Raw genomic sequence first — 20,288 nt, forward strand, 5'->3', positions numbered from 1 at the left:
CCGGAAGACGCCGTCCCTGTTGCCACTGTCTATCACGTCGCGCTGGCGAGTGCGCGTTTCTGGGCGACGGTGTCAGTCCGCCGGGTCCGTTCCACCCGGAGGGGGCCCATCCCGCCCCATGACCACCCCGGCCTCCGCCTCCAGGGCGGACGGAGCGTGCCGGTCGAACGGAGCCTCCTCCCCGCCGGGCAGTTCCAGGAGGAACCGGGAGGGCCGCAGGAGGATCCGCTCCCCGTCCCGGGGCAACACGCTCAAGGGGTACACCAGCGCCAACGCGTCGCGCGCTCGGGTGAGGGCCACGTAGAACAACCGGCGCTCCTCTTCCTCCTCCTCGGGCAGGCGTGTGGCCAGCGACAGGGGGAACCGCCCATCCGCCAGCCAGAGGACGAAGACGGCCCGCCACTCCAGCCCCTTGGCCTGGTGGACGGTGGAGAGCGTCAGGACGGCCCCCGACGCCTCCTCCCCCAGGGCCTCCCCCGCCGCGAACTCCGCCACCAGGGCGATCTCCGACAGGAACCGCGCCACGTCCTCGAAGCGGCGGGCGAACTCCGCCAACTGCCGGACGTCCTCCTCCCGGTGCTCCTCCTCGGAGAACTCCGCCTTCAGGAACTCGGCGTAGCCCCCCGCCAGCACGCCGTCGATCAGCCGCTCTGGCGCGTTGGACGCCCCGGGCCCCGTCAGCCGCCCCATCAGGTCGGCGAAGGCCTGGAACCCCTTCCGGGATTTGCGCGGCAGGTGCGCCTGGACGTCCGCATGGGCCAGCCCCTCCGCCAGTGGCGTGCCCTCGGGCAGCGCGCGCAGGGCCGTCCAGAGGTGCTCCGCCGTCGCCGGTCCCACGCCTGGGACGCGCCGGATGACGCGTTTGAAGGCCAGCTCGTCCCCGGGGTTGTTCACCACCCGCAGGTGGGCCAGCACGTCCTTGATGTGGGACTGTTCGAAGAAGCGCACCCCGGAGCGCACCCGGAAGGGGATGCCGCGCCGGGTCAACTCGAGCTGGAGCTCCAGCGAGTGGCTGTGGGCGCGGTACAGCACGGCCATGGCCTCCAGGGACATGCCCTGCTCCCGCAGCGCCAGGACACGCTCGGCCACGAAGGTGGCCTGCCCCGCGGCGTCCAGCGTGGGCACCAGGAGGGGCTTCACCCCGGCGGGCCGCGCCGCCGTCAGCACCTTGGGGAACTGGTTCGTGTTGAGCGCGATGGAGGTGTTCGCCAGCCGCAGGATTTCCGGCGTGGAGCGGTAGTTGCGCGTCAGCGAGTGGACCGAGCACCCCGGATAGCGCTGTGGGAAGCCGATGATGTTGGAGAAGTCCGCGCCCCGGAAGCTGTAGATGGATTGGCAGTCATCCCCCACCACCGTCAGGTCCTTGCGCTCCCCCGCGAGCAGGTCCACGAGGTCGCCCTGGAGCCGGTTGGTGTCCTGGTACTCGTCCACCAGGACGCACTGGAAGCGCTCGGTGATGGCCTGACGCACGTCCGGGTGGTGCGTCAGCAGCCGCTTGAGGTGCACCAACAGGTCGTCGAAGTCCATCAGGTGCATCTGCGCCTTGCGCTGCTGATAGCGCGCGGCGGCGGCGAGCACCTCGGGGGCCAGCGGGAGCAGTTGGGGCCGGCGGTCCATCAGCACATGGGACACGGGCTCCTGGAGGTTGGCCGCCAATGACACCAGGTCCAGCACCAGGTCCGGCCGGGGGAAGCGCTTGTCGCTCTTGAGCCGGCGCTCCGCGATGCACGTCACCATCAAATCCCGGGCGTCCTCGCGGTCCAGCACGGTGAAGTTCGTGGAGAAGCCGAGCACCGCCGCGTACTGGCGCAGCAGCACGTGCGCCGCGTGGTGGAAGGTGCCGCCGAGCATGCGCCGCACGTCCACCGAGGCGCCGGCCAGCTCCTCCACCCGGCGCGTCATCTCCCGCGCGGCCTTGTTGGTGAACGTGAGGAGGAGGATGCCCTCGGGAGGAACGCCCCGCTCGAGCTGGCGCGCCACCCGGAAGGTCAACGTGCGCGTCTTCCCGGAGCCCGCGCCGGCGATGACCAGCACGGGGCCCTCACCGGCCTCCACCGCGCGGAGCTGCTCCTCGTTGAGCAGCGCGGCGTAGTCGATCCGCAGCGAGGGCCTCGCCGGATCCGCCCGGAGCGTGTCGGTGCGCGTGGCCATGGGGGCGCCGACTCTAACCGCCCCGCCCGCTTCGGACATCCGGATCCGGACGGCTCAGGGCACGCCGTTGAGCGCGGTCAGCTTCGCGGAGGCGGCCGCGCGGACCTGGGGCGACGGATCCCGCTCCTTCGCCACCTCCAGCAAGAGCCGCCCCACCTGCGGCAGCTTCGTGGCCACCGCGTTCAGGGCGGCGGTGCGCTCCTTCTCGGCGCTCTCCAGGCGCTCGCGGACGCCGCGGTCCGCGCACGTCTTGGCGCCCGGCGCCTGCTCGCGCAGCACCAGCTCTGCGTCCGCCAGCCGGGCTTCCGCCAGCCGCTTGGCGTCCGCGGCCTTGCGCTCGAACTCCGCCAGGTCCTCGGGGAACTCGGTGCTCACGGCCCGGGCCCGGGCGATGGCGTCCGCGGCGAAGCGGGCGTTGACGGCCGCCGCGCAGAGCTGCCGCGCCGAGGCCAGCGGCACGCGGCCCTCCGGCGTCACCTGGGACTCCTGCGCCACCTCCAGAGACCACAGCGCGAGCTGCCGCGCGGCGACGCCCGAGGAGAAGTGCTGACGCCGCTCCTCGCGAATCTGCACCCAGCGCCGGAGGATGACCGGATCCGCCGCGCCCGATTCGGCCGCCCGCTGGTACTCCGTGGACGCCTGGGCGAGCTGGCCGGACAGGTCCAGCAGCGCCGCCACCGTGAGGTACAGCTCGGCGCTCGTCGCGCGCGCTCGCAGGGCGTCCAGGCGGGACGTCACCTCGTACTCGGCCACCGGCTTCGGCAGCGCGGCCAGGACGCTGCGCAGGGAGTCGAAGGCGTGCTGACGGATCAACGGATTGCGGGCCGCGCGCAGCGCCTCCAGCAGCGGATCCAACACCCGCACCGAGACGTGCTGCCCCAGCTCCTCCGCCGCCTGCCAGCGGTCCAACGCGTCGGGCGCCACGAGCGCGCGCTTCAGGTCCTCGATGTCCCTCAGGTAGTGCCCCACGTGCGCCGCCTGGGCCAGGGGCTCTGAACGGGTCATCGCCGCGAACTCGGCGCGGGCGCGGGCCAGCCGCTCGGGGAACGCCGTCAGCTTGGGGCCCAGGGGATGGGCCTTCACCCGCGCCTCGGCCTCGTCCACCAGCCCCGACACGAGCAGCCCCTCCACCTCCAGGCCCAGCAGCAGGATGCGCGCCTCCTCGCGGTGCGCGCCGGCCGGGAAGTCCTTGAGGTACGCGAAGAGCTTCGCCGCGCCGGAGGCCTTCGCCTGGGCGAAGGCCTGCGCGTCCAGCCGGGACTCCACGTCCAGGCGGCGCGGATCATCCGGCGCCGCGCGCAGGTACTCGGCCAGCTTGCGGGGGTCCTCCGTGGTCGCCAGCTCGCGCGCCTCCACCGCCGTCAGCAGCCGCTTCGCCTCGTCGCGCTGGACCCCATCCGGGTGCTCCTGGAGGAACTGGCGCCACCCGGCGACGCTGTCCGCCTCCTGCGCCGCGTTGAAGCGGAGGCCTTCCAGCAGCGTCTTCACCGTGCGCGCATGGGCCCCGTCCGGGTGGGCCTCCAGGAAGCGCTTGTAGGCAATCACCGTGTGCAGCCGCTTCGCCTCCTCGAACTCCAACTCCTCCAGCCGGGCCTCGGCGGCGTCCACCTCGTCGTGCTGGGGGTATTCGCGCAGGAAGGCGCGGTAGCCATCGATGGTGTCCGACTTCGCCGCGCGCTCATACGGCGAAGGGACGCAGCCAGTGGCCAGCAACAGGACGGCGAGGGCTCGGCGAAAAGAGGCCATGTCCCTGGAGCAATACCGCACCCGCGCCCACCCGGAAACCCGAGGCCTGACGGACGGTTGCCTGGGTAGGTTTTTTGACGACACAGCTTCTTGGACGGAGCATGTGCCCCAGGACGCTACAGGGAGGTCGCGCCATGAGGACATTCACGCTGATGGGAGCCCTCGCCATGCTGGCGACGGGATGTGCCACCACGGGAGCGCCGCTCGAACCGTGGCTGGATTCGTATGCCCTGCGCTACCGGTCCGCGTCACCGCCCGCCTTCCCCCGCGAGCCGCTGTCCAAGCCGGTGGCCACCGCGAGCAACGATTCGCAGCAGGCTCAGGGGAGCACCCGCCCGGGCAAGAAGGTCGCGGGGGGAAAGGCGCGCGCGTCGGCCGCCCGCTCGAAGCCCGCCGCCGTGCCGGCCAACGCGCGCGAGAAGGTGGTGACCACCGCCCGCTCGCTCGTGGGCAAGACGCAGGTGCAGCTCCAGGGAAAGAAGTACCCCTCCGACTGCACGGGCCTCATCGAGGGCGTCTACGCCCAGGCTGGCGTCAAGTTCCGTGGCACCGTCCAGCCGGGCGACAACGGCGTCACCGCCATGTACCGCTTCACCCGCGCCCAGGGCCGCGTGTACTCGAATGGCCGGCCGACTCCGGGAGACCTCGTCTTCTTCAACGAGACGTATGACCAGAACCGCGATGGCCGCCGCAACGACGGCCTCACGCACGTGGGCATCGTGGAGAGCGTGAGCAACTCCGGCACCGTCACCGTCATCCACCGCGTGCGCCGGGGCGTGGTGCGCTACCGCATGAACCTGGAGCGGCCCCACCTGCGGCGAGATCCGCAAACGGGCGAGGTCCTCAACGACATGCTCCGGCACCCGGGCCCCAACCGGGATCCCGTCCTCACCGGTCAGCTCTTCGGTGGCTACGGCAGCGTGCTGCCCGCCAGCCCCAAGGCGACCAAGCCCGTCCCGGTGGCCTCACTGCGGTAACGGGTCACAGCAGAACGCGAACCGGCCGGACACCCCTTCCCCTCTTCGAGGAAGCGGCCTCCGGCCGGGTCGACGACACCGTTCGTCAGGTCAGGCGCGGGCCGTGCGGTCCCACGCGGCGCGCTGCGAGTTGCGCAGGAAGCGCCAGAAGCCCACGACGATGGCCAAGTTCATGGTCACGAAGTAGTACGCGACCGACGCGGCCTTCTTCGCCGTCCCCCGCTTCAGCACGCCCGTCTTCCCCAGGTACGCCAGCGCGTAGAACAGCACCTGCATGAACAGGCTGAACTGGTAGAAGTGCCGGTCGAGCAGGAACAGGTTCGCCACCAGCGCCAGCCCCATCAGCGCGGGCGCGCACCAACGCAGCAGCTTGTGCGACCAGAAGGCGAACGCGGGGAAGCCCGCGGTCGGCAGCAACAGCCCCGGCACCATGCGCAGGCTCTGGAAGTTGCCCGCGGCGATGCGCGCCCGGCGGCCGAACTCCTTGCCGTAATCCTCCGTCGTCTCCTCGTGCGCGACCGCGTGCTCCTCGTAGACGACCTTGAAGCCGTTCTCCAGGATGCGCAGCGGAATCACGAAGTCGTCCACGATGGTGGACGGCGGCAACTGCGTGAACAGCGAGCGCCGGATGGCATACAGCCCGCCGTTGGCCCCCACCACCGCGCCGCGACGGCCCTCGTACATCTTGATGAGGGACTCGTAGCTCCAGTACGCGCTCTCCTCGTAGTCCTGCTTCGTGGGGTTGTAGAGCCGCAGCTTCCCGCAGACGGCGCCCACCTCGGGGTCCTCGAAGTGGCGAACCAGCCGCTCGATGGCCTCCGGCTCGATCATCGTATTGGCATCGGAGAGGACGACGATGTCCCCTTGCGCCATGGGGATGCAGCGATTCAGCACCGTCGTCTTGCCCGCGCGCGGCGCTGGCGACAGCCGGACACGCGCGTCCGTGCAGCCTCGCACGAGGTCATCCGTCCCATCCGACGAGCCATCCGAGCCGATGAGCACCTCGAACTTCTCCGCCGGGTACGCCAACGCGAGGCTGTTCTCCAGCTTCTGCTGGATGCACGACGCCTCGTTGTAGGCGGCCACGACCAGGCTCACCGAGGGCAACGGCCGCTGCCTGGCCACGCCCTGTTCATCCCCGCCCCCCTGCCGCACCTTGCGTGCGTTCTTGAGTACCTGCGCGGCCCCTTCGAGCAGAAAAAGACTCAAGGGGTATAGAAAGTACGTGTGCGCGAGCAGCAGCACCGCACACCAGAAGAAGACCTCCGCCATCAACCCTGCCTCCCAAGCACCCAGTCCTCGAACCTGCGCCGGGTTCAGCAAGAGGCATGCCTCGCCCACTTCCCGAGAATCACACGGGGAAAGGCCCTGGGGTCGCGGGGCTCGCGGTGCGGGACTGGACTTTCTCCAGCCCCCCAGGCGGAGAAGCCGGTCGTCGTTTCAGGGTGCCGAAGGAGCGTCCGCGTCGATCTGGGCGATCAGCCGGCTCGCCATCGTGTGTCCGGGGTTGAGCGCCAGCGCGTCGTCCAGCAGTGAACGTGCCGTGTCCGGGTCCTTCTGCCGCAGCGCCAGGCGGGCGCCCAGCAGGTACGGCCGGAGCAACGAGCTGTCGGCCTGGCGCAGCGTCTCCAGGTCCTTCGACACCGCCACGAGCGTGTCCGGGGGCGAGCCCGCGCTCAACGCATATTCGGCCCGGGCCATCGTGCTCCAGACATGCGGCGCGCCTTCCGCGTTGCGCAGCCGCTCCGCCAGGGCCAGTGCGTCGGGCGCCGCCAGGACCGCGGCGTACAGGGCCTGTGCCCTCAGCCGCGCGGTCGCCGCGGACGCGGGTTCATCCTCGGGGGCCTTGCTCAGCAAGGTGCGCTGCGTGTCGAGCTCCTTGCGGAGGGTGTCGATGGAGGCGCGCACGCTCGCGGCGTCATTCGCGACAACGCCGGCCTCCTGCTGGAATGCCACGAGCCGGGCTTCCCGCTCGGGCTTGGCGAGCGAATTGAGCGCTTTCGTCTTCGCTCGGGCGAGGGCCTCGCCCTTGAGGCGAAGTCGCTCGCTGTCCGCCTGACGGTCAGACAGGTTGAGCGCCAGGACGACCGCGAGTTCCGCCTGGGCCTCGACGTAGCGAGGTTGTTTCGCAACCACGGCCCGCACGTACTGGAGGGCCTGTTCGCGGGCGGTCGCATCATCGCGGCGGAGCAGCACCGCCGCGCGGTCCGTCTCCTCGACCACCGACGCGGGAATCTCCGCCTCTCGGCTCTTCAGGAAGCTGTAGGCCAGCGCGCCGATGAGCGCGAGCCCCGCCAGGATGGCGACCACGAGTTGGGGGCGCACACTCGACGAGGCGCCACTGGCGTATTCGATGGTGCTGTCTGTCGACATGCGGCCAGCGGACAGCAGCTCCGGCGGGAGTTCGACGGGGGGACGGCGCGTCGTGGGCCCGCCCTGCGCCGCGGCCCCGGGGGCGGCCGGAATCTCCGTGGCTCCGAAGTCTCCGGACAGGCCACCGAGGGGGGCGAACGGCTCGTCGGGCTCCGGGGGGAGCTCGATGCGGGCCTCGGATTCGGGCAGCGCGGCCAGGCCGAAGGGCTGCGTTCCGCGGGCGCGAAGTGTGGGCTCTGATCGAGCGGCTTCGGATTCCGGACTCGCGGCACGGGGCTCGGGGAACTCCACGGGCGGTGAGACGGGCGGCACGGAGCCGAAGAGGCTCTTGGAGCCGACGGGGGCTTCCGCGACGGCGCTGTAGGTCTGACTGCGGCCCAGGGGCGCGCGGGCGTCGCTCGCTGGCTTGGTGCCGAATGCATGCTGAGGGGCTTCAGGGGCGGCGGCGCTCGGGCCCGCGGCCGAAAGCGGGCTGACCGGGGGCGGCGTCAGGACCTGGCCGTGCGCGGCCCCGAAGACCTGGGTGGTGTTGCCGGGCGCCGCGCCGCCTCTCGCGGGCTCCGCGGCCGGGCGCTGAGTGTCCGTGAAGGCGCCGAAGGTCTGAGTCGCGTTGCCGGGCGCCGGGCTTCCGGTTGCGGTCCCCTGCACGGCGGCGACACCAGGAGCCTGCGCGGGCGGCGCGCTCCGGGTCTGTCCCGAAGGCGGGCCAGAGACCGCGCCGTACGACTGTGTCCGTACGACCGGGGCCACGGGCGGCACGGCCCCGAACGCCTGCGTGGCAGAACCCGGCGCAGCCGATGGGAGGGAGCCCGCTGGCGCCGCACCCTGCGGTGGAGCGGGTCTGAAGGACTGCGTTCCCACGGGAGGGACCGCGCCGAAGGCCTGCGTGCCGCTGTCGGGCCCCGTGCCTCGGGAAGCAGCGCCGAACGTCTGTGTCGTGGCGACCGGCGGCACGGCGCCAAAGGCCTGCGCGCCGTTGTCCGCGCTTCGTGGAGCAGCACCGAACGTCTGTGTCGTGGCGACCGGCGGCACGGCGCCAAAGGCCTGCGTGCCGTTGTCCGCGCTTCGTGGAGCAGCACCGAACGTCTGTGTCGCGGCGACCGGCGGCACCGCGCCGAAGGCTTGCGTGCCGTTGTCCGCGCTTCGTGGAGCAGCGCCGAACGTCTGCGTAGTCCCCACCGGCGCGACAGGTGGCACCGCCCCAAAGGCCTGCGTGCCGTTGTCCTCGCTTCGTGGAGCAGCACCGAACGTCTGTGTCGTGGCGACCGGAGGTACCGCGCCGAAGGCTTGCGTGCCGTTGTCCGCGCTTCGCGAAGCAGCGCCGAACGTCTGCGTCGTCCCCACCGGCGCGACCGGCGGCACCGCGCCGAACGCCTGCGTGCCGCTATCCGGCCCCGTGCCCCGGGCTGCAGCGCCGAACGTCTGCGTCGTTGCGACCGGCGGCACTGCACCAAAGGCCTGCGTGCCGTTGTCGGGCCCCGTGCCTCGGGAAGCAGCACCGAACGTCTGTGTCGTTGCGACCGGCGGCACCGCGCCGAAGGCCTGCGTGCCGTTATCCGGTCCCGTGCCCCGGGATGCAGCGCCGAACGTCTGCGTCGTTGCGACCGGCGGCACTGCACCAAAAGCCTGCGTGCCGTTGTCGGGCCCCGTGCCTCGGGAAGCAGCACCGAACGTCTGTGTCGTAGCGACCGGAGGGACCGCGCCGAAGGCCTGCGTGCCGTTATCCGGTCCCGTGCCCCGAGAAGCGGCACCAGACGTCTGCGTCGTCCCCGCCGGCGCGACAGGCGGCACCGCGCCGCCTGACTGCGCCCCGCCAAACAACTGCGTGGACTTCATCGGCGAGCGCGCCTGCCCAGCGCCTCCGCCCACCGTCGGCGTCGACCGCGACGGCGTCGCCGTGCCATGCGGCGCCGCCATGAAAACGTGACCGCAACGCGTGCACTGGACGGAAGCGCCTCCCGGCGGAAGCAGGCGGGAGTCGAGGACGTACTGCATCGAGCACTGAGGGCACGCGATCTGCACGCGACGTGCTTACCACACGGGCCCGGCGTCCGGAGGACCTCCAAGTGCCGTGGCCGCCTGGAGGGTCTGCAACTTGGCAGCACCCACCCCGCGCACGGCGTCCACATCCTCCCAGCGCTTGAAGCCGCCCTGCGCCTCCCGAGCGTCAACGAGGCTCCGCGCCAGCGAGCGCCCCACCCCGGGAATCAGGGCAAGCTCCTCCTCCGTCGCGGAGTTCAAATCCAACCGGAGCCCCAGGGCCAGCGCCTGCGCTCCCGTGGGCACGGCGCCGTCCCCACAGGTGGCCACACCATCCGGGCGAATCCGCACAGACTCCGGGGCACACTCCAGCGCGGGCGCGGCATCCGGCCAGCGCAGGCGTGCGACGACGCCCACGCCCAATACACCCAGCGCGACGGCGGCGAGCGCGGCGGTCCGGCTCGCCATCGCGTCAGGCCTTCTCGCCCTTCAGGGCCGCCGTCTCGGAGACCGCGCTGACGCCCTCGGGCGGCATCGGCTGATCCAACCCGAAGGCGGAGTGCAGCGCGCGCACGGCCAGCTCGGTGTACTTGGCGTGGACCACGCACGACACCTTGATCTCCGACGTGGAGATGATCTGGATGTTGATGCCCTCGGCCGACAGCGCCTGGAACATCCGCGCCGCCACGCCCGAGTGGTTGCGCATGCCCACGCCGACGATGGACACCTTCGCGATCTCCGCGTCCGTCTCGATGCCCGCGGCGCCAATCTCCTCCGCGACCTTCCTCACCACGTCCTGCGCGGTCTGGAAGTCCGTCTTGCCCACGGTGAAGGTGACGTCCGTCCGGCCATCCCGGGACGGGTTCTGCACGATGAGGTCCACCACGATGTGCTTCTCATCGAGCGGACCGAAGATCTTCGCCGCCGCGCCCGCGATATCCGGCACGCCGCACACCGTGATCTTCGTCTCGTTCCGGTCGTAGGCGACCCCGCGGACCAGCACATCCTCCATGGAACTGTCCTCCTCACACACGAGGGTGCCGGGGTCATCCGTGAAGGACGACTTCACCCACAGCGGCACCTTGTACTTCATGGCGAATTCGACCGAGCGGATCTGCAACACCTTGGCGCCCACGCTGGCCAGCTCCAGCATCTCCTCGTAGGTGATGCGGTCCAGCTTGCGCGCGGAGGGGACCATGTTCGGGTCGGTGGTGTAGACCCCGTCCACGTCCGTATAGATTTCACAGGCATCCGCGTTCAGCGCGGCGGCCACGGCCACGGCGGTGGTGTCGGAGCCGCCGCGGCCCAGCGTCGTCACGCTGCCGGACTCGTCCACGCCCTGGAATCCCGCCACCACGACGATGTGCCTGCGGGCCAGCGCGGCGCGGATGGGCTGCGCGTCGATGCTCTTGATGCGCGCCTTGGAGAAGGTGCTGTCGGTGACGATGCGCACCTGATGGCCGAGGAAGCTGGTCGCCCGCCCCTGCTGTGCCTGGATGGCCATGGCCAGCAGGCCGATGGTGACCTGCTCACCGGTGGCGACGACCACGTCCTGCTCGCGCTCATCCGGGCGGTCGGTGATCTGCCCCACGAGTTTCAGCAGCCGGTTCGTCTCGCCCGACATGGCGGATACGACGACCACCACATCGTGACCCGCCTCCTGGGCGGCCAGGCAGCGAAGGGCCACGTTCTTGATACGGGCCACGTCACCTACGGAGGTACCGCCATACTTCTGGACGATGAGTGCCACGGCGCCTGCAACCTCCCTCTTCGAACAGCCGGAGCTATACGAGCCCGTCCGCCGGGTGTAAAGCGCCCGCAACCATCGCACCCGTTTACGTTAGGGTGCCTGCCCTTTCGCCACACCCCTTGGAGCTCCCAATGTCGCGCCCCCGCATCCTCATCGACGGTGACACGCTGAAGCTGGAGGAGATCCTCCAGGTGGCCCGCAACGAGGCCACCGTGGAGCTGTCTTCCGACGCCGCCACCCGCGTGCGTGCCTCGCGTGCGCTGGTGGACCGCGTCGCCGCCGGAGACACGCCCGCCTACGGCATCAACACGGGCTTTGGCACGCTGGCCGAGGTCCGCATCGACAAGAAGGACCTGCGAGACCTCCAGCGCAACCTCATCCTTTCGCACGCCTGTGGCGTCGGCACGCCCCTGCCCTTCACGGAGGCCCGGGCCCTGCTGCTGCTGCGCTGCAACGTCCTCGCGAAGGGTTACTCCGGCATCCGCATGGAGACCCTGGCGCTGGCGCTGGACATGCTGAACCGGAACGTGGTGCCCGTGGTCCCCGAGCGGGGCAGCGTGGGCGCCTCGGGCGACCTGGCCCCGCTGGCGCACCTGGCGCTGGTCTTCATCGGCGAGGGTGAGGCCTTCTACGAAGGGCAGCGGATGCCTGCGCGGCAGGCGCTGGACCGCGCCGGCTTGAAGCCCGTCATCCTGGAGGCCAAGGAGGGCCTCGCCCTGGTGAACGGCACCCAGGCCATGTGCGCCGTGGGCACCCTGCTCCAGCTCCGCGCCGAGTCCCTGGCGGACATCGCGGACGTCGCGGGCGCGATGACGCTGGAGGGCCTGCTCGGCAGCCACAAGCCCTTCATCCCGGAGATTCACGACGTGCGCGCGCACGCGGGACAGAAGGACGTCGCCGCGCACCTGCGGCGCATCCTCGTGGGCAGCGAGCTGGTCGAGTCGCACATCAACTGCAGCAAGGTGCAGGACCCCTACTCCCTGCGCTGCATCCCGCAGGTTCACGGCGCGGCGCGCGAGGGCATCGCCTTCTCCCGGCGCATCCTCGAGGTCGAGGTGAACAGCGCCACCGACAACCCGCTGGTGTTCGCGGAGACGGAGCGCATCGTCTCGGGTGGCAACTTCCACGGCCAGCCCATCTCCCTGGCCATGGACGTGGTGGCCATGGCGCTGACGCAGCTCTCGTCCATCAGCGAGCGGCGTGTGGAGCAGTTGGTGAACCCGGCGCTGTCCAACCTGCCGGCGTTCCTGGCGAAGAACTCCGGGCTGAACTCCGGCTTCATGATCGCGCAGGTGACGAGCGCGGCCCTGGTGGCCGAGTCCCGCGTCCTCAGCCATCCCGCGTCGGTGGATTCGATTCCGTCCTCGGCGGGCCGCGAGGATCACGTGTCCATGGGCATGACGGCGGCGCTCAAGGGCCGTCAGGTCAGCGACTTCGCGCGCTCCTGCCTCGCGATTGAAATCCTGGTCGCGGCCCAGGCGCTGGACTTCCGCCTGCCCCTGAAGCCCGGCAAGGGCGCCCTCGCGGCGTACGAGCTGGTGCGCTCCAAGGTGCCGCACATGGAGAAGGACCGCGAGCTGCACCGCGACATCGAGGCGGTGAGCCAGCTCGTCGACTCCGGCGAGCTGCTGGCCGCGGTGCGCTCCGCCACGGCCTGATGGCCCATCACGGGCGCCTGGCATTCCAATCACCAGGCGCCCCAGCGGGTGGGGCAGCGGCATGCTACGCCCGCGTCGTGCCTTTCTTCGAACGCCCGGCCGCCACTCAAGTCACAGCGGCCTCTGGCCTCGTGAGCTGGCGGCGCAGCTCCTCCGTGGCAATCACGGGCGTACCGTCCTTCCCCATCAGCGACTGCCCGTCCTCGGCGTAGAGCGCGGGGCGGCGGTACAGCATCCGCAACGCGTGCAGGTGCGGGTACACCTGGGAGGCCTCCGGGTTGAGTTCCCGCAGGTGCTTGCGCAGCAGCGGCGCGAACTTCGGACTCATCGCCGGGAAGATGTGGTGCTCCTGGTGATGACTGAAGTTGTAGTGCATCCAGTCCATCGCCGGGTGGGTCGCCACGCTGGCCGTGTTCACGAAGGGGTTGTCGGACTCCTCGTGCGCCGCCAGCAACCAGTGGTTCGTGGCGATGTAGATCATCAACGTGAAGTTGCCGATGAGCAGCGGCAGGATGAGCGCGTAGAGCGCCCCCAGTGGCCCCATCCACCACCCCACCGCGACCCACCCCAGCAGCACGAGCACCGTGAGGATGCGCTCGCGCGTCCGATGCATGTGGACGTGCTTGAACTGGGGCAACGCGCTGTGGCGCCACAAGAACGCCTGGCCCTGTGCCGTGAAGAAGAAGAAGAAACTCACGAAGCTCAGCAGTGAGCCCGAGCCCGGCGACATCGCGTGGAACACCTTGGCGAACCACTGGGTCCGCCACTCGCTCTGGCGCGGCAGGATGTCGGGGTCACGGACCAGGACGTTCGCCGCGCTGTGGTGCGCCTGGACGTGCCAAGCCCGCCAAGTCCCAGGGGTCACCAGGAACGGGCCGAAGCCCACCCAGCCCAGGAGGCTTTCGAGCGCCCTGCTGCGAAACACCGCGTGGTGCAGCGCCTCGTGCGCGGCCAGCCCCACGGCGGTCGCCAGTTGTCCCAGGACGAACGAGCCGAGCAGACACGCCCACCACGGCAGCCGCCCGCTGGCCACGGCCCACATCAACACGCCCATCAACGGCACGAGCCCCAGCGCGACGACGCCACGCAGCGGCTGCGGTTGGAAGGACTCGGGAGGCATGACCCGCCGGAGCTCGGCTCGGAGCTTGCGCGGATCATCGGCGGGAATCGGTCCCGCCTGAGAAATGGAAGCACTCATGCGTTCACCCGATCGTGGAAGGTTTCAAGCCATGGGCCGCGCGAGGCCGCCTTCGATCAGCATCCGCAGCCGCCCCGCTTCATCCAGCGCCGCGACGCTTCCGCACTCGAGCAGGTCTCCCTCCACTCGCGGAGGAAGCGCCTTCAACGAGAGCCGAAGCGGCGCGCGCCCCTCGCCCTCCACCAGGCCCCGGTCGAACGTGGCCCGCTGGACCTGGATGGGAGCGAACACCGTGCTCGACTCCCCATCCACGTGCATCGCGCTCAGCCGCAGCGCCGCGTCCATCACGAGCGCGGGCACCGTGCTCCCCGCCTGCTCGGGCGCCGTTGGCAGCCCCAGCCGGGCGAAGCGCGCGGCGGGTTCGATTTGAATCTCCTCCAGGCAATCGAACATCTTCCGCAGCTCGATGGGGCCCCCCGTGGCGCAGTGCGGGTCATGGACACGCAAGGCCCGTCCCGTCGGCGTCGCGGCATCCAACGCGGGCGTCCCCCGAGGCGGCTCCGCCGTCAGCGTGAACCGCGCCTCCGCATAGACGAGGTCCCGCTCCAACACGACGCCAGACCCATGGACGATGTCCCCCATGAGCCGGACCTGCACGCGGTACCGGTTCGGGACGTCCTCGATTGGCGTGCATTCCGCGCGCAGATGCTGCTGCCCCCCCGGCTTCACCCGGATGAATCGTGAGAACCGAACGTCCTCGATGGTAACGGTCCGCAGCTCCGGCCGCCCGGTGCCCACCGCGGATTGCAGCATCAAGTCCAAGGCCCAGGCCCCCGGGAGCGTGGGCGTCCCCCGGACGAGGTGGTCCTCCAGGCAGGGCACACTCGCGGCATCGACGACCAGCGGGCGATGCACGGGCGCGGCGGAGGCGTCCGCGGACAGGACCTCCAGCCCGTAGAACCCACGCTCGCTGTCCGTGAGCTGGACGTTGATGGCCTCGCGGGGCCGTCCGTCCACGAGCTGAAGGAAGAGCGCTTCACCCTCCTCCGCCCGGATGCCACGCAACTGCCGGCTGGCCCCCAGCACGCGGTACTCCGAGCCGCGCGTCATCCCGATGCCATCCCAGGCGAGCCAGCCCACGCTGCACCACCGCACCTCACTGCTGGCGTCGCTCACCCAGGCACAGAGCCGGTCCAGGGCCTCGTTCGCCGCGCCGTAGTCCGCCTGTCCGTCGTTCCCGATGTAGCTGAACGCCGAGGTGAGGACATGGAACGCCACGGGGCGGGCGAGCCGTGACACGCAAGCATCGTGCAGGTTCCGGAGACCGAGCAGCTTGGTCCCCAGGTTCGTCCGAAGCTCCCCGAGCTGCCGCCGGTTCAACTTCTTCGACGTCTGCGTCCCCGCCCCGTGGACCACCAGGTCGAGCCGCCCATACACATCCGCCACCTCTTGTACGACCCGGACGACGTCCTCGGCCCGCGTCACGTCCGCGGCGCGATAGCGCATCTCTCCCGGGAGCCGGGCGAGCCCCTCCAACGTGGACTTCAACTCGCGCGCGGCCAGGAACCGCTCGAAGCGCTTGCGCAACTCCGGCATGCGCGTGCTCGGGTTGCGGGCCAGCTCGGCTGTGTAGAACTCGCGCTCCACCTGGGGCAAGTCCTCCGCGCGAGCATGGAGCACGTGCGGCGGCGCTTCGTCCGGATCACTCCGGCCCATGAGCACCACCTTGCAGCCGTACCGCTTGAGCAAGGCTCCCGCGAGGACCGCCGTCACGCCACGCCCTCCGCCCGTCAGCAACACCACCGAGTTTGAGTCGAGCGGCGCCGCCGGTTCCGTGGTGACGGCTGTCGCTCGCAACACGCGGACGCAACGCCGGGAGCCGTCGAAGCAGACCTCGATGGAGGGCGTTCCCTGTGGCTCGGCGCTCAGCTCCCCTTCAGCCAGGTCCAACGCGGCCTGAAGCGGCATGGCCGAGGTGGACATCGCATGGACATGCCGTGCAGGCACCTCACGGCCAATGGACTTGAGGATTCCCGCGAACAACCCGGACATCGGATGCAGGCACCGGCGTGCTCCCACGGCGCCGATGCACAGGCTCGCCAGCTCGACCCCACCGCGCGACAGCCGTTCGTAGACGCGGCGTGCGGCCAGGAAGAGCAACTCCAACGCGCCATGCTCCATCGCCGTGTCGGCCACCACTTCGGCCTGTCCCGCCCGCGTGTTCACGCGGCTGACCGCGAGGATGACCTCGGGCTCGAACGCCAGCGCGGACAAGCCTGCCTCCGCCGACGCTTCCGTCGTGAGGTCGATGCTCCGGATGCGCCCCTCGTCCCCGGAGTTCCCCGCACAAACAATGCGGTAGTCCGGCCCACACAGGGTGTCGACGTGTTCCGCCAGCTCACGTGCGAGCAGCACATCCTGCGCGATGAACACCACCCGGCGCCCTCGGAGATACCCCGGCCGGCGCGGCCCCGTCGGCCTCTCGACAAGCACCGGCGCGTGGTAGCGGATGGTCCCCGCATGGTCGAACCCACTGGGTGCCTCGGACGCTGAAGCCACGGCAGCAGTCGGCACGGCTTCCGCGGGCCGCACAGCGACCTTCCGTGGTGCGTCGGAAGGTGGCACCAGCGTCACCTCGAACCGAATGCCGGTCGCGGCCTCCGGGTGGAACCTCAGCGTCGTGGGCTGGCCTTCAGCGGCGGCTTGCACTGCCCGGAAGAGCGCCAGGCTCTCGCCCGCGGAATGCGCGGGGAGCTCAACATGGGCCCCTGCCACGACACCCTGCCGGAGATGGCACAGGGGCTTCAAACCCAGGCTTCGGGCCTTCGCGACCGTCGTCACCGCGAACAGCGCCGCGCCTTCCTCGGGATGTAGCGCGCCCCGAGCCTCACCAGGCCGACTGATATGGGTGCTGCCCACGAAGACCAGGTCGAAGCCGCTCTCCAACACCCCACGGGCCGCCCTCAGCGCGGCGGACGAGGACGCAGCGCCAGCATCCACCACGAAGTTCGGGCCCTTGACGTCGAGCACCCCCGCGACACGGCCGGGCGTGACGTTCGGCATCATCCCCTGGAGCGTGTACGGCCCCGTGGGACGCAGCGTCTCCGTCACCGTCGAATGCAACCGGTCCGCGAGCGGAAGTACCGCGGCGGACGCGGGCTCGCGCGCGGCCTGCTCGTGCAAGCGCCTCCGAAGGGAGAACGCCAGGACACGCTGGACGGCCTCGACGCCTCGACGCGTCTTCCCTTCGAGCCCGAGCACGATGGCCGTCTTCGAGCGAAGCGCGTCGAACGCACCCAGCTTCCGTGCCAATGCGCTCGCTACCACGAGCCCCAGGCGCTGGGTCGCATCCATGTCCTCGGAGATGTCGGGCAACAAGCGGACCGAGGGAGGCAGACTCAACGCCGCGAGGTCGAAACGGGGGCCAACGTCGGTAGGAGCCCCCGCCACGGCAAGTCCTTCACGATCCGGGAACAGGCCCTCCGCGGCCACCACCACCAGCTCGGCATCCTCCGTGTTTCCAGCCACCCGCCGAGGCGAGGCCGTGGGCCCTCGGTACTCCTCCAACACCAGGTGTGCGTTGGTGCCACCAAAGCCAAAACCGTTGGTGGCGGCACGTCGCGGGAGGGCACCGTTCTCCGGCCAGGGTTGCTCGTGGGTGTTCACCTCGAAGCCGGGTCCCATGCCGCGGAGCGCGTCACCCGGCTGCGCGAAGTTCGCCTGCACCGGGAAGAGTCGGTGCTCCAGCGCCTTGCACAGCTTGATGACCGAGGCCGCGCCAGCCGCCCAGCCCACGTGGCCGATGAGCGCCTTCACGCTGGCCAACTGGAGGCCACTTCGCTTGCCGCCAAAGACGTGGGCAATCGACTTGAGCTCGGTGGCGTCCCCCGCGGGCGTGGCCGTGCCATGGGCCTCGATGTACTGGATGCTCGCGGGGCGAGCTCCGCGCCGGAGTAACACGCCTCCATCGCGGCCACCTGCCCCTCCACCCGAGGCACGTTCGCCGAGCTGCTCCGGCCATCGCTGGACAGCCCCGCGCCGCGAATGACGGCATGCACCCGGTGCCCCGCCGCCACCGCATCCTTCAGTCGCATCAAGCCGACGATGCCCGCGCCCTCGCCAAAGATGACGCCATCCGCGCTGGCGTCGAAGGGCCTGCTCCCCGTGGCGGAGAGACCGTTGAACTGGGAGAAGAGACAACTGTTCCCAGGTCCCGGAGAGAAGACGCCCCCCGCCAACACGAGGTCCGCGTCGCCGCGTTCAAGCGCCTTCATGCCCAACGCCATCGCGTAGAGCGATGACGCACAGGCCGCGTCGAGCAGCGTCGTGGCGACACCCGCGCCCACCACGTCGGACACCACCGCCTGGAGCGTCGGATACGGTGCCAAATCGCTGGAGATGGCCTCCACCCCCAGCGCGGCACGTGCGGCCATCGAAAGCGCGGCCACGTCGTGGACCCGCTCGCCACTCGCGCACAGGAGCGCCTCGCCCGCCTCGACACTCAACGCCGCGTCGTACTCAGCCGAGCCCTCCGCCGTCGATCCAAGCAGGCACTGGATGCGCCCCGGCGAACGCGACGCCACGGCCTTCAAGCCCCGCATGGCCTGTTCGAGCGCGATGGCCAGCAACTTCTGCTCGCGGACATACTGCTGGAAGCGCGCCGGGTCGAATCCCGGAGGAGGCACCAGGTCCGCCTCCCGCACCTGCCCCGTGAGCAACGTATACGCACGGTCGGGCGTTCCCCGAGGCCCCATGAAGTCCGCCACCCACTCCGGACGCGCCACGCTCGGGTCGACGATGCCACTGACACCCTGGCGGATGTTCTGCCAGTACGCCTCTGGATCCTCCGCGCCCCCCGGCAGGATGCACCCCAACGACACCACCGCCACCCCGTCATCCTCCATGGGCACGGGGAGGGCCTCGCGGGACGCGGGCGTCGAAACGGGCGCGGGCGGCCCCTCCGGAAGCATCTTGCTGATGACACGAACCGCGTCGGATGCCACCGAGGGAAGGATCTTCTGGACGATGCGCGCCAGGACGCCGGTGGTTCCACAGTCCACGAAGCGCGTACATCCGGCCCGGGACAGGGTCTCCACCGTGCCCAGGAAGTCGAACGGACGCACCAGGTGCGAAGCCAGTGCCTCCGCCAGCTCGGGCTGCCCGCCTTGGTACTGGCGCTGCTCGATGGGTGAATAGACGCGGCCCTGGGGTGCCCGCATGGGCACCTGCGTCAGCAACGCACGGAAGTCCTGGGACGCCGTGGCCAGGCCCGGGTGGTGGAACGGGTACCGGCTGGTCACGAAGGAGAAGCCCTGCCCTCGGGACTCCAGCAATGCACGGAGGCGCCCGAGTTCACCGCGAGCCCCCGCGACCACCGTCTGCCGGGCGTGGTTCCGCCCCGCGACGACCAGCCCCGAAGCGCCACATTCCGCGATGGCGCGGACAGCTTCCGACTCACCCAGTGCCAGCGCCGCCAGTGTTCCGAAATCGTCCGGGACCTTCTGGAGCGCCCGGATGCGGTGACAGACCACCTGCGCCCCCGCCGCCAGGTCGAGCGCCCCGGCCGACGTCATCGCGGCAATCTCTCCGAAGCTGTGCCCCACGAACACGTCCGGGCGCAGCCCCTGATGCTGCAACCAGCGGGCGCCCCATACTCCCGACAGGTAGATGCCGAGCTGGTCGAGCTGCGGCACCGCCTCGAGCGCCTTCCGGACCTCCACCGCATCCCGGGCGAAGAGCAATGGCGCCGCGTCCACGCCCGCCACGAGGCAGGCGGTCGAGACACCGTCCAGCTCCGCCTCGAGGCCGGCATGCAGCGCCTTCAACCGGAGGAAGAGCTCCGGCTCGAACGAGCCCTGCCCCGCGAAGAGAAACGCGGTCGCCTCCGCTGGGAGCGTCAGCGACGCCGCGGACTCCAACGGACGAGGAGACTCGGATGGCGCCACCGACACCACCCGGGACGTCCCCAGCGACGCGGGGTCCGCGAGCAGCGACTTCGCCAGCGTCTGGAGCGACTCGGGGAACAGCTCCTTGATGGCGGCGCCGCCCTGATGTGCGCGCTCCCGGAAGCTCCGTGGCGCGGGCTGCTCCAAGATGTCCGACAGTGACTCGAAGCACCGTTGGAAGGACCGCGGCCAGGGACACAAGGTCCCCTGTGCCCGGTCCGCGCAGAGCACCGTCTGGTAGCCGCAGGCCACCGGCGTGCCGTCGCTCTTGAACGTCCGGAAGCAGAAGCGGAGGGAGACCTCTCCCCGCTCCTCCAACGACGTCAGCACCACGAGCCGGTCCCCCAGGGATGCGGGCGCCAGGTTGCGCGAATAGCCCTCGTAGGTGAGCAACAGCACCTGATCGAAGTCGCGGCGGAACTCCGGTACGTCGAAGACCGCTGGACTGAAGAGCAGGTGCTCCCGGCCCGCGCACTGGAACTTGAAGTTGGTGAGGAAGTGATGGCTCCCGTAGGCCATCGTGTCATCGAAATGAATGTCGTACGGGACGGCGAAGAACCCCATGGTCGT

At 70.3% G+C, this 20,288-nt stretch carries 9 protein-coding genes and 2 pseudogenes; 2 read left to right on the forward strand and 9 right to left on the reverse strand.

The window, feature by feature from the left end:
• Positions 1 to 72: 72 nt before the first annotated feature.
• Positions 73 to 2,151, reverse strand: a complete 2,079-nt coding sequence (locus A176_RS16635) for an ATP-dependent helicase (RefSeq protein WP_002640538.1) — start codon at positions 2,149 to 2,151, stop codon at positions 73 to 75.
• Between the two features lie 54 nt (positions 2,152 to 2,205).
• Positions 2,206 to 3,897 (reverse strand): serine/threonine-protein kinase, encoded by a 1,692-nt coding sequence (locus tag A176_RS16640; protein ID WP_002640537.1) that lies wholly within the window; start codon positions 3,895 to 3,897, stop codon positions 2,206 to 2,208.
• A gap of 134 nt (positions 3,898 to 4,031) precedes the next feature.
• Between A176_RS16640 and A176_RS16645 the strand changes: the two genes are divergently transcribed.
• Positions 4,032 to 4,874 carry a CHAP domain-containing protein gene (locus tag A176_RS16645; RefSeq protein WP_021781392.1) on the forward strand — a complete coding sequence of 281 codons (843 nt, stop codon included), beginning with the start codon at positions 4,032 to 4,034 and terminating at the stop codon, positions 4,872 to 4,874.
• Positions 4,875 to 4,964: 90 nt separating this feature from the next.
• Here A176_RS16645 and A176_RS16650 read toward each other — a convergent pair whose 3' ends face one another.
• From A176_RS16650 to A176_RS16665, 5 genes and pseudogenes are all read right to left on the reverse strand, one after another.
• Complete coding sequence (locus A176_RS16650; RefSeq protein WP_002640535.1) at positions 4,965 to 6,146, reverse strand: glycosyltransferase family 2 protein; 1,182 nt, start codon at positions 6,144 to 6,146, stop codon at positions 4,965 to 4,967.
• Between the two features lie 168 nt (positions 6,147 to 6,314).
• Positions 6,315 to 9,164 carry a hypothetical protein gene (locus A176_RS38030; RefSeq protein WP_237076921.1) on the reverse strand — a complete coding sequence of 950 codons (2,850 nt, stop codon included), beginning with the start codon at positions 9,162 to 9,164 and terminating at the stop codon, positions 6,315 to 6,317.
• Positions 9,165 to 9,170: 6 nt separating this feature from the next.
• Positions 9,171 to 9,269, reverse strand: a pseudogene (locus A176_RS41215) (zinc-ribbon domain-containing protein); the annotation flags it as partial.
• A gap of 9 nt (positions 9,270 to 9,278) precedes the next feature.
• The gene (locus A176_RS16660) at positions 9,279 to 9,695 is read right to left on the reverse strand and encodes a ComEA family DNA-binding protein (RefSeq protein WP_002639335.1); all 417 of its coding nucleotides are present in this window, start codon (positions 9,693 to 9,695) and stop codon (positions 9,279 to 9,281) included.
• Between the two features lie 4 nt (positions 9,696 to 9,699).
• Positions 9,700 to 10,977, reverse strand: coding sequence for an aspartate kinase (locus A176_RS16665; RefSeq protein ID WP_002639336.1), 1,278 nt, complete (start codon positions 10,975 to 10,977; stop codon positions 9,700 to 9,702).
• A gap of 131 nt (positions 10,978 to 11,108) precedes the next feature.
• Between A176_RS16665 and hutH the strand changes: the two genes are divergently transcribed.
• Entirely contained in the window at positions 11,109 to 12,635 is a 1,527-nt protein-coding gene (gene hutH / locus A176_RS16670) for a histidine ammonia-lyase (protein WP_002639338.1), read from the forward strand.
• A gap of 106 nt (positions 12,636 to 12,741) precedes the next feature.
• Here hutH and A176_RS16675 read toward each other — a convergent pair whose 3' ends face one another.
• Together A176_RS16675 and A176_RS41220 are read right to left on the reverse strand one after the other, a co-directional pair.
• A complete protein-coding gene (locus A176_RS16675) occupies positions 12,742 to 13,833 on the reverse strand; it encodes a fatty acid desaturase family protein (RefSeq protein WP_002639339.1) in 1,092 nt (363 codons plus the stop codon).
• Between the two features lie 24 nt (positions 13,834 to 13,857).
• Positions 13,858 to 20,282 (reverse strand): annotated as a pseudogene (locus A176_RS41220) (SDR family NAD(P)-dependent oxidoreductase).
• Positions 20,283 to 20,288: the final 6 nt, after the last annotated feature.

This window comes from Myxococcus hansupus (assembly GCF_000280925.3).
In the GTDB taxonomy this organism is placed as follows: domain Bacteria; phylum Myxococcota; class Myxococcia; order Myxococcales; family Myxococcaceae; genus Myxococcus; species Myxococcus hansupus.

What these genes read in the sequence shown, in the direction of transcription:
- A176_RS16635 (WP_002640538.1), bottom strand. Translation starts at nt 2,151, where the DNA reads ATGGCCACGCGCACCGACACGCTCCGGGCGGATCCGGCGAGGCCCTCG.
- A176_RS16640 (WP_002640537.1), bottom strand. Translation starts at nt 3,897, where the DNA reads ATGGCCTCTTTTCGCCGAGCCCTCGCCGTCCTGTTGCTGGCCACTGGC.
- A176_RS16645 (WP_021781392.1), top strand. Translation starts at nt 4,032, where the DNA reads ATGAGGACATTCACGCTGATGGGAGCCCTCGCCATGCTGGCGACGGGA.
- A176_RS16650 (WP_002640535.1), bottom strand. Translation starts at nt 6,146, where the DNA reads ATGGCGGAGGTCTTCTTCTGGTGTGCGGTGCTGCTGCTCGCGCACACG.
- A176_RS38030 (WP_237076921.1), bottom strand. Translation starts at nt 9,164, where the DNA reads ATGGCGGCGCCGCATGGCACGGCGACGCCGTCGCGGTCGACGCCGACG.
- A176_RS16660 (WP_002639335.1), bottom strand. Translation starts at nt 9,695, where the DNA reads ATGGCGAGCCGGACCGCCGCGCTCGCCGCCGTCGCGCTGGGTGTATTG.
- hutH (WP_002639338.1), top strand. Translation starts at nt 11,109, where the DNA reads ATGTCGCGCCCCCGCATCCTCATCGACGGTGACACGCTGAAGCTGGAG.
- A176_RS16675 (WP_002639339.1), bottom strand. Translation starts at nt 13,833, where the DNA reads ATGAGTGCTTCCATTTCTCAGGCGGGACCGATTCCCGCCGATGATCCG.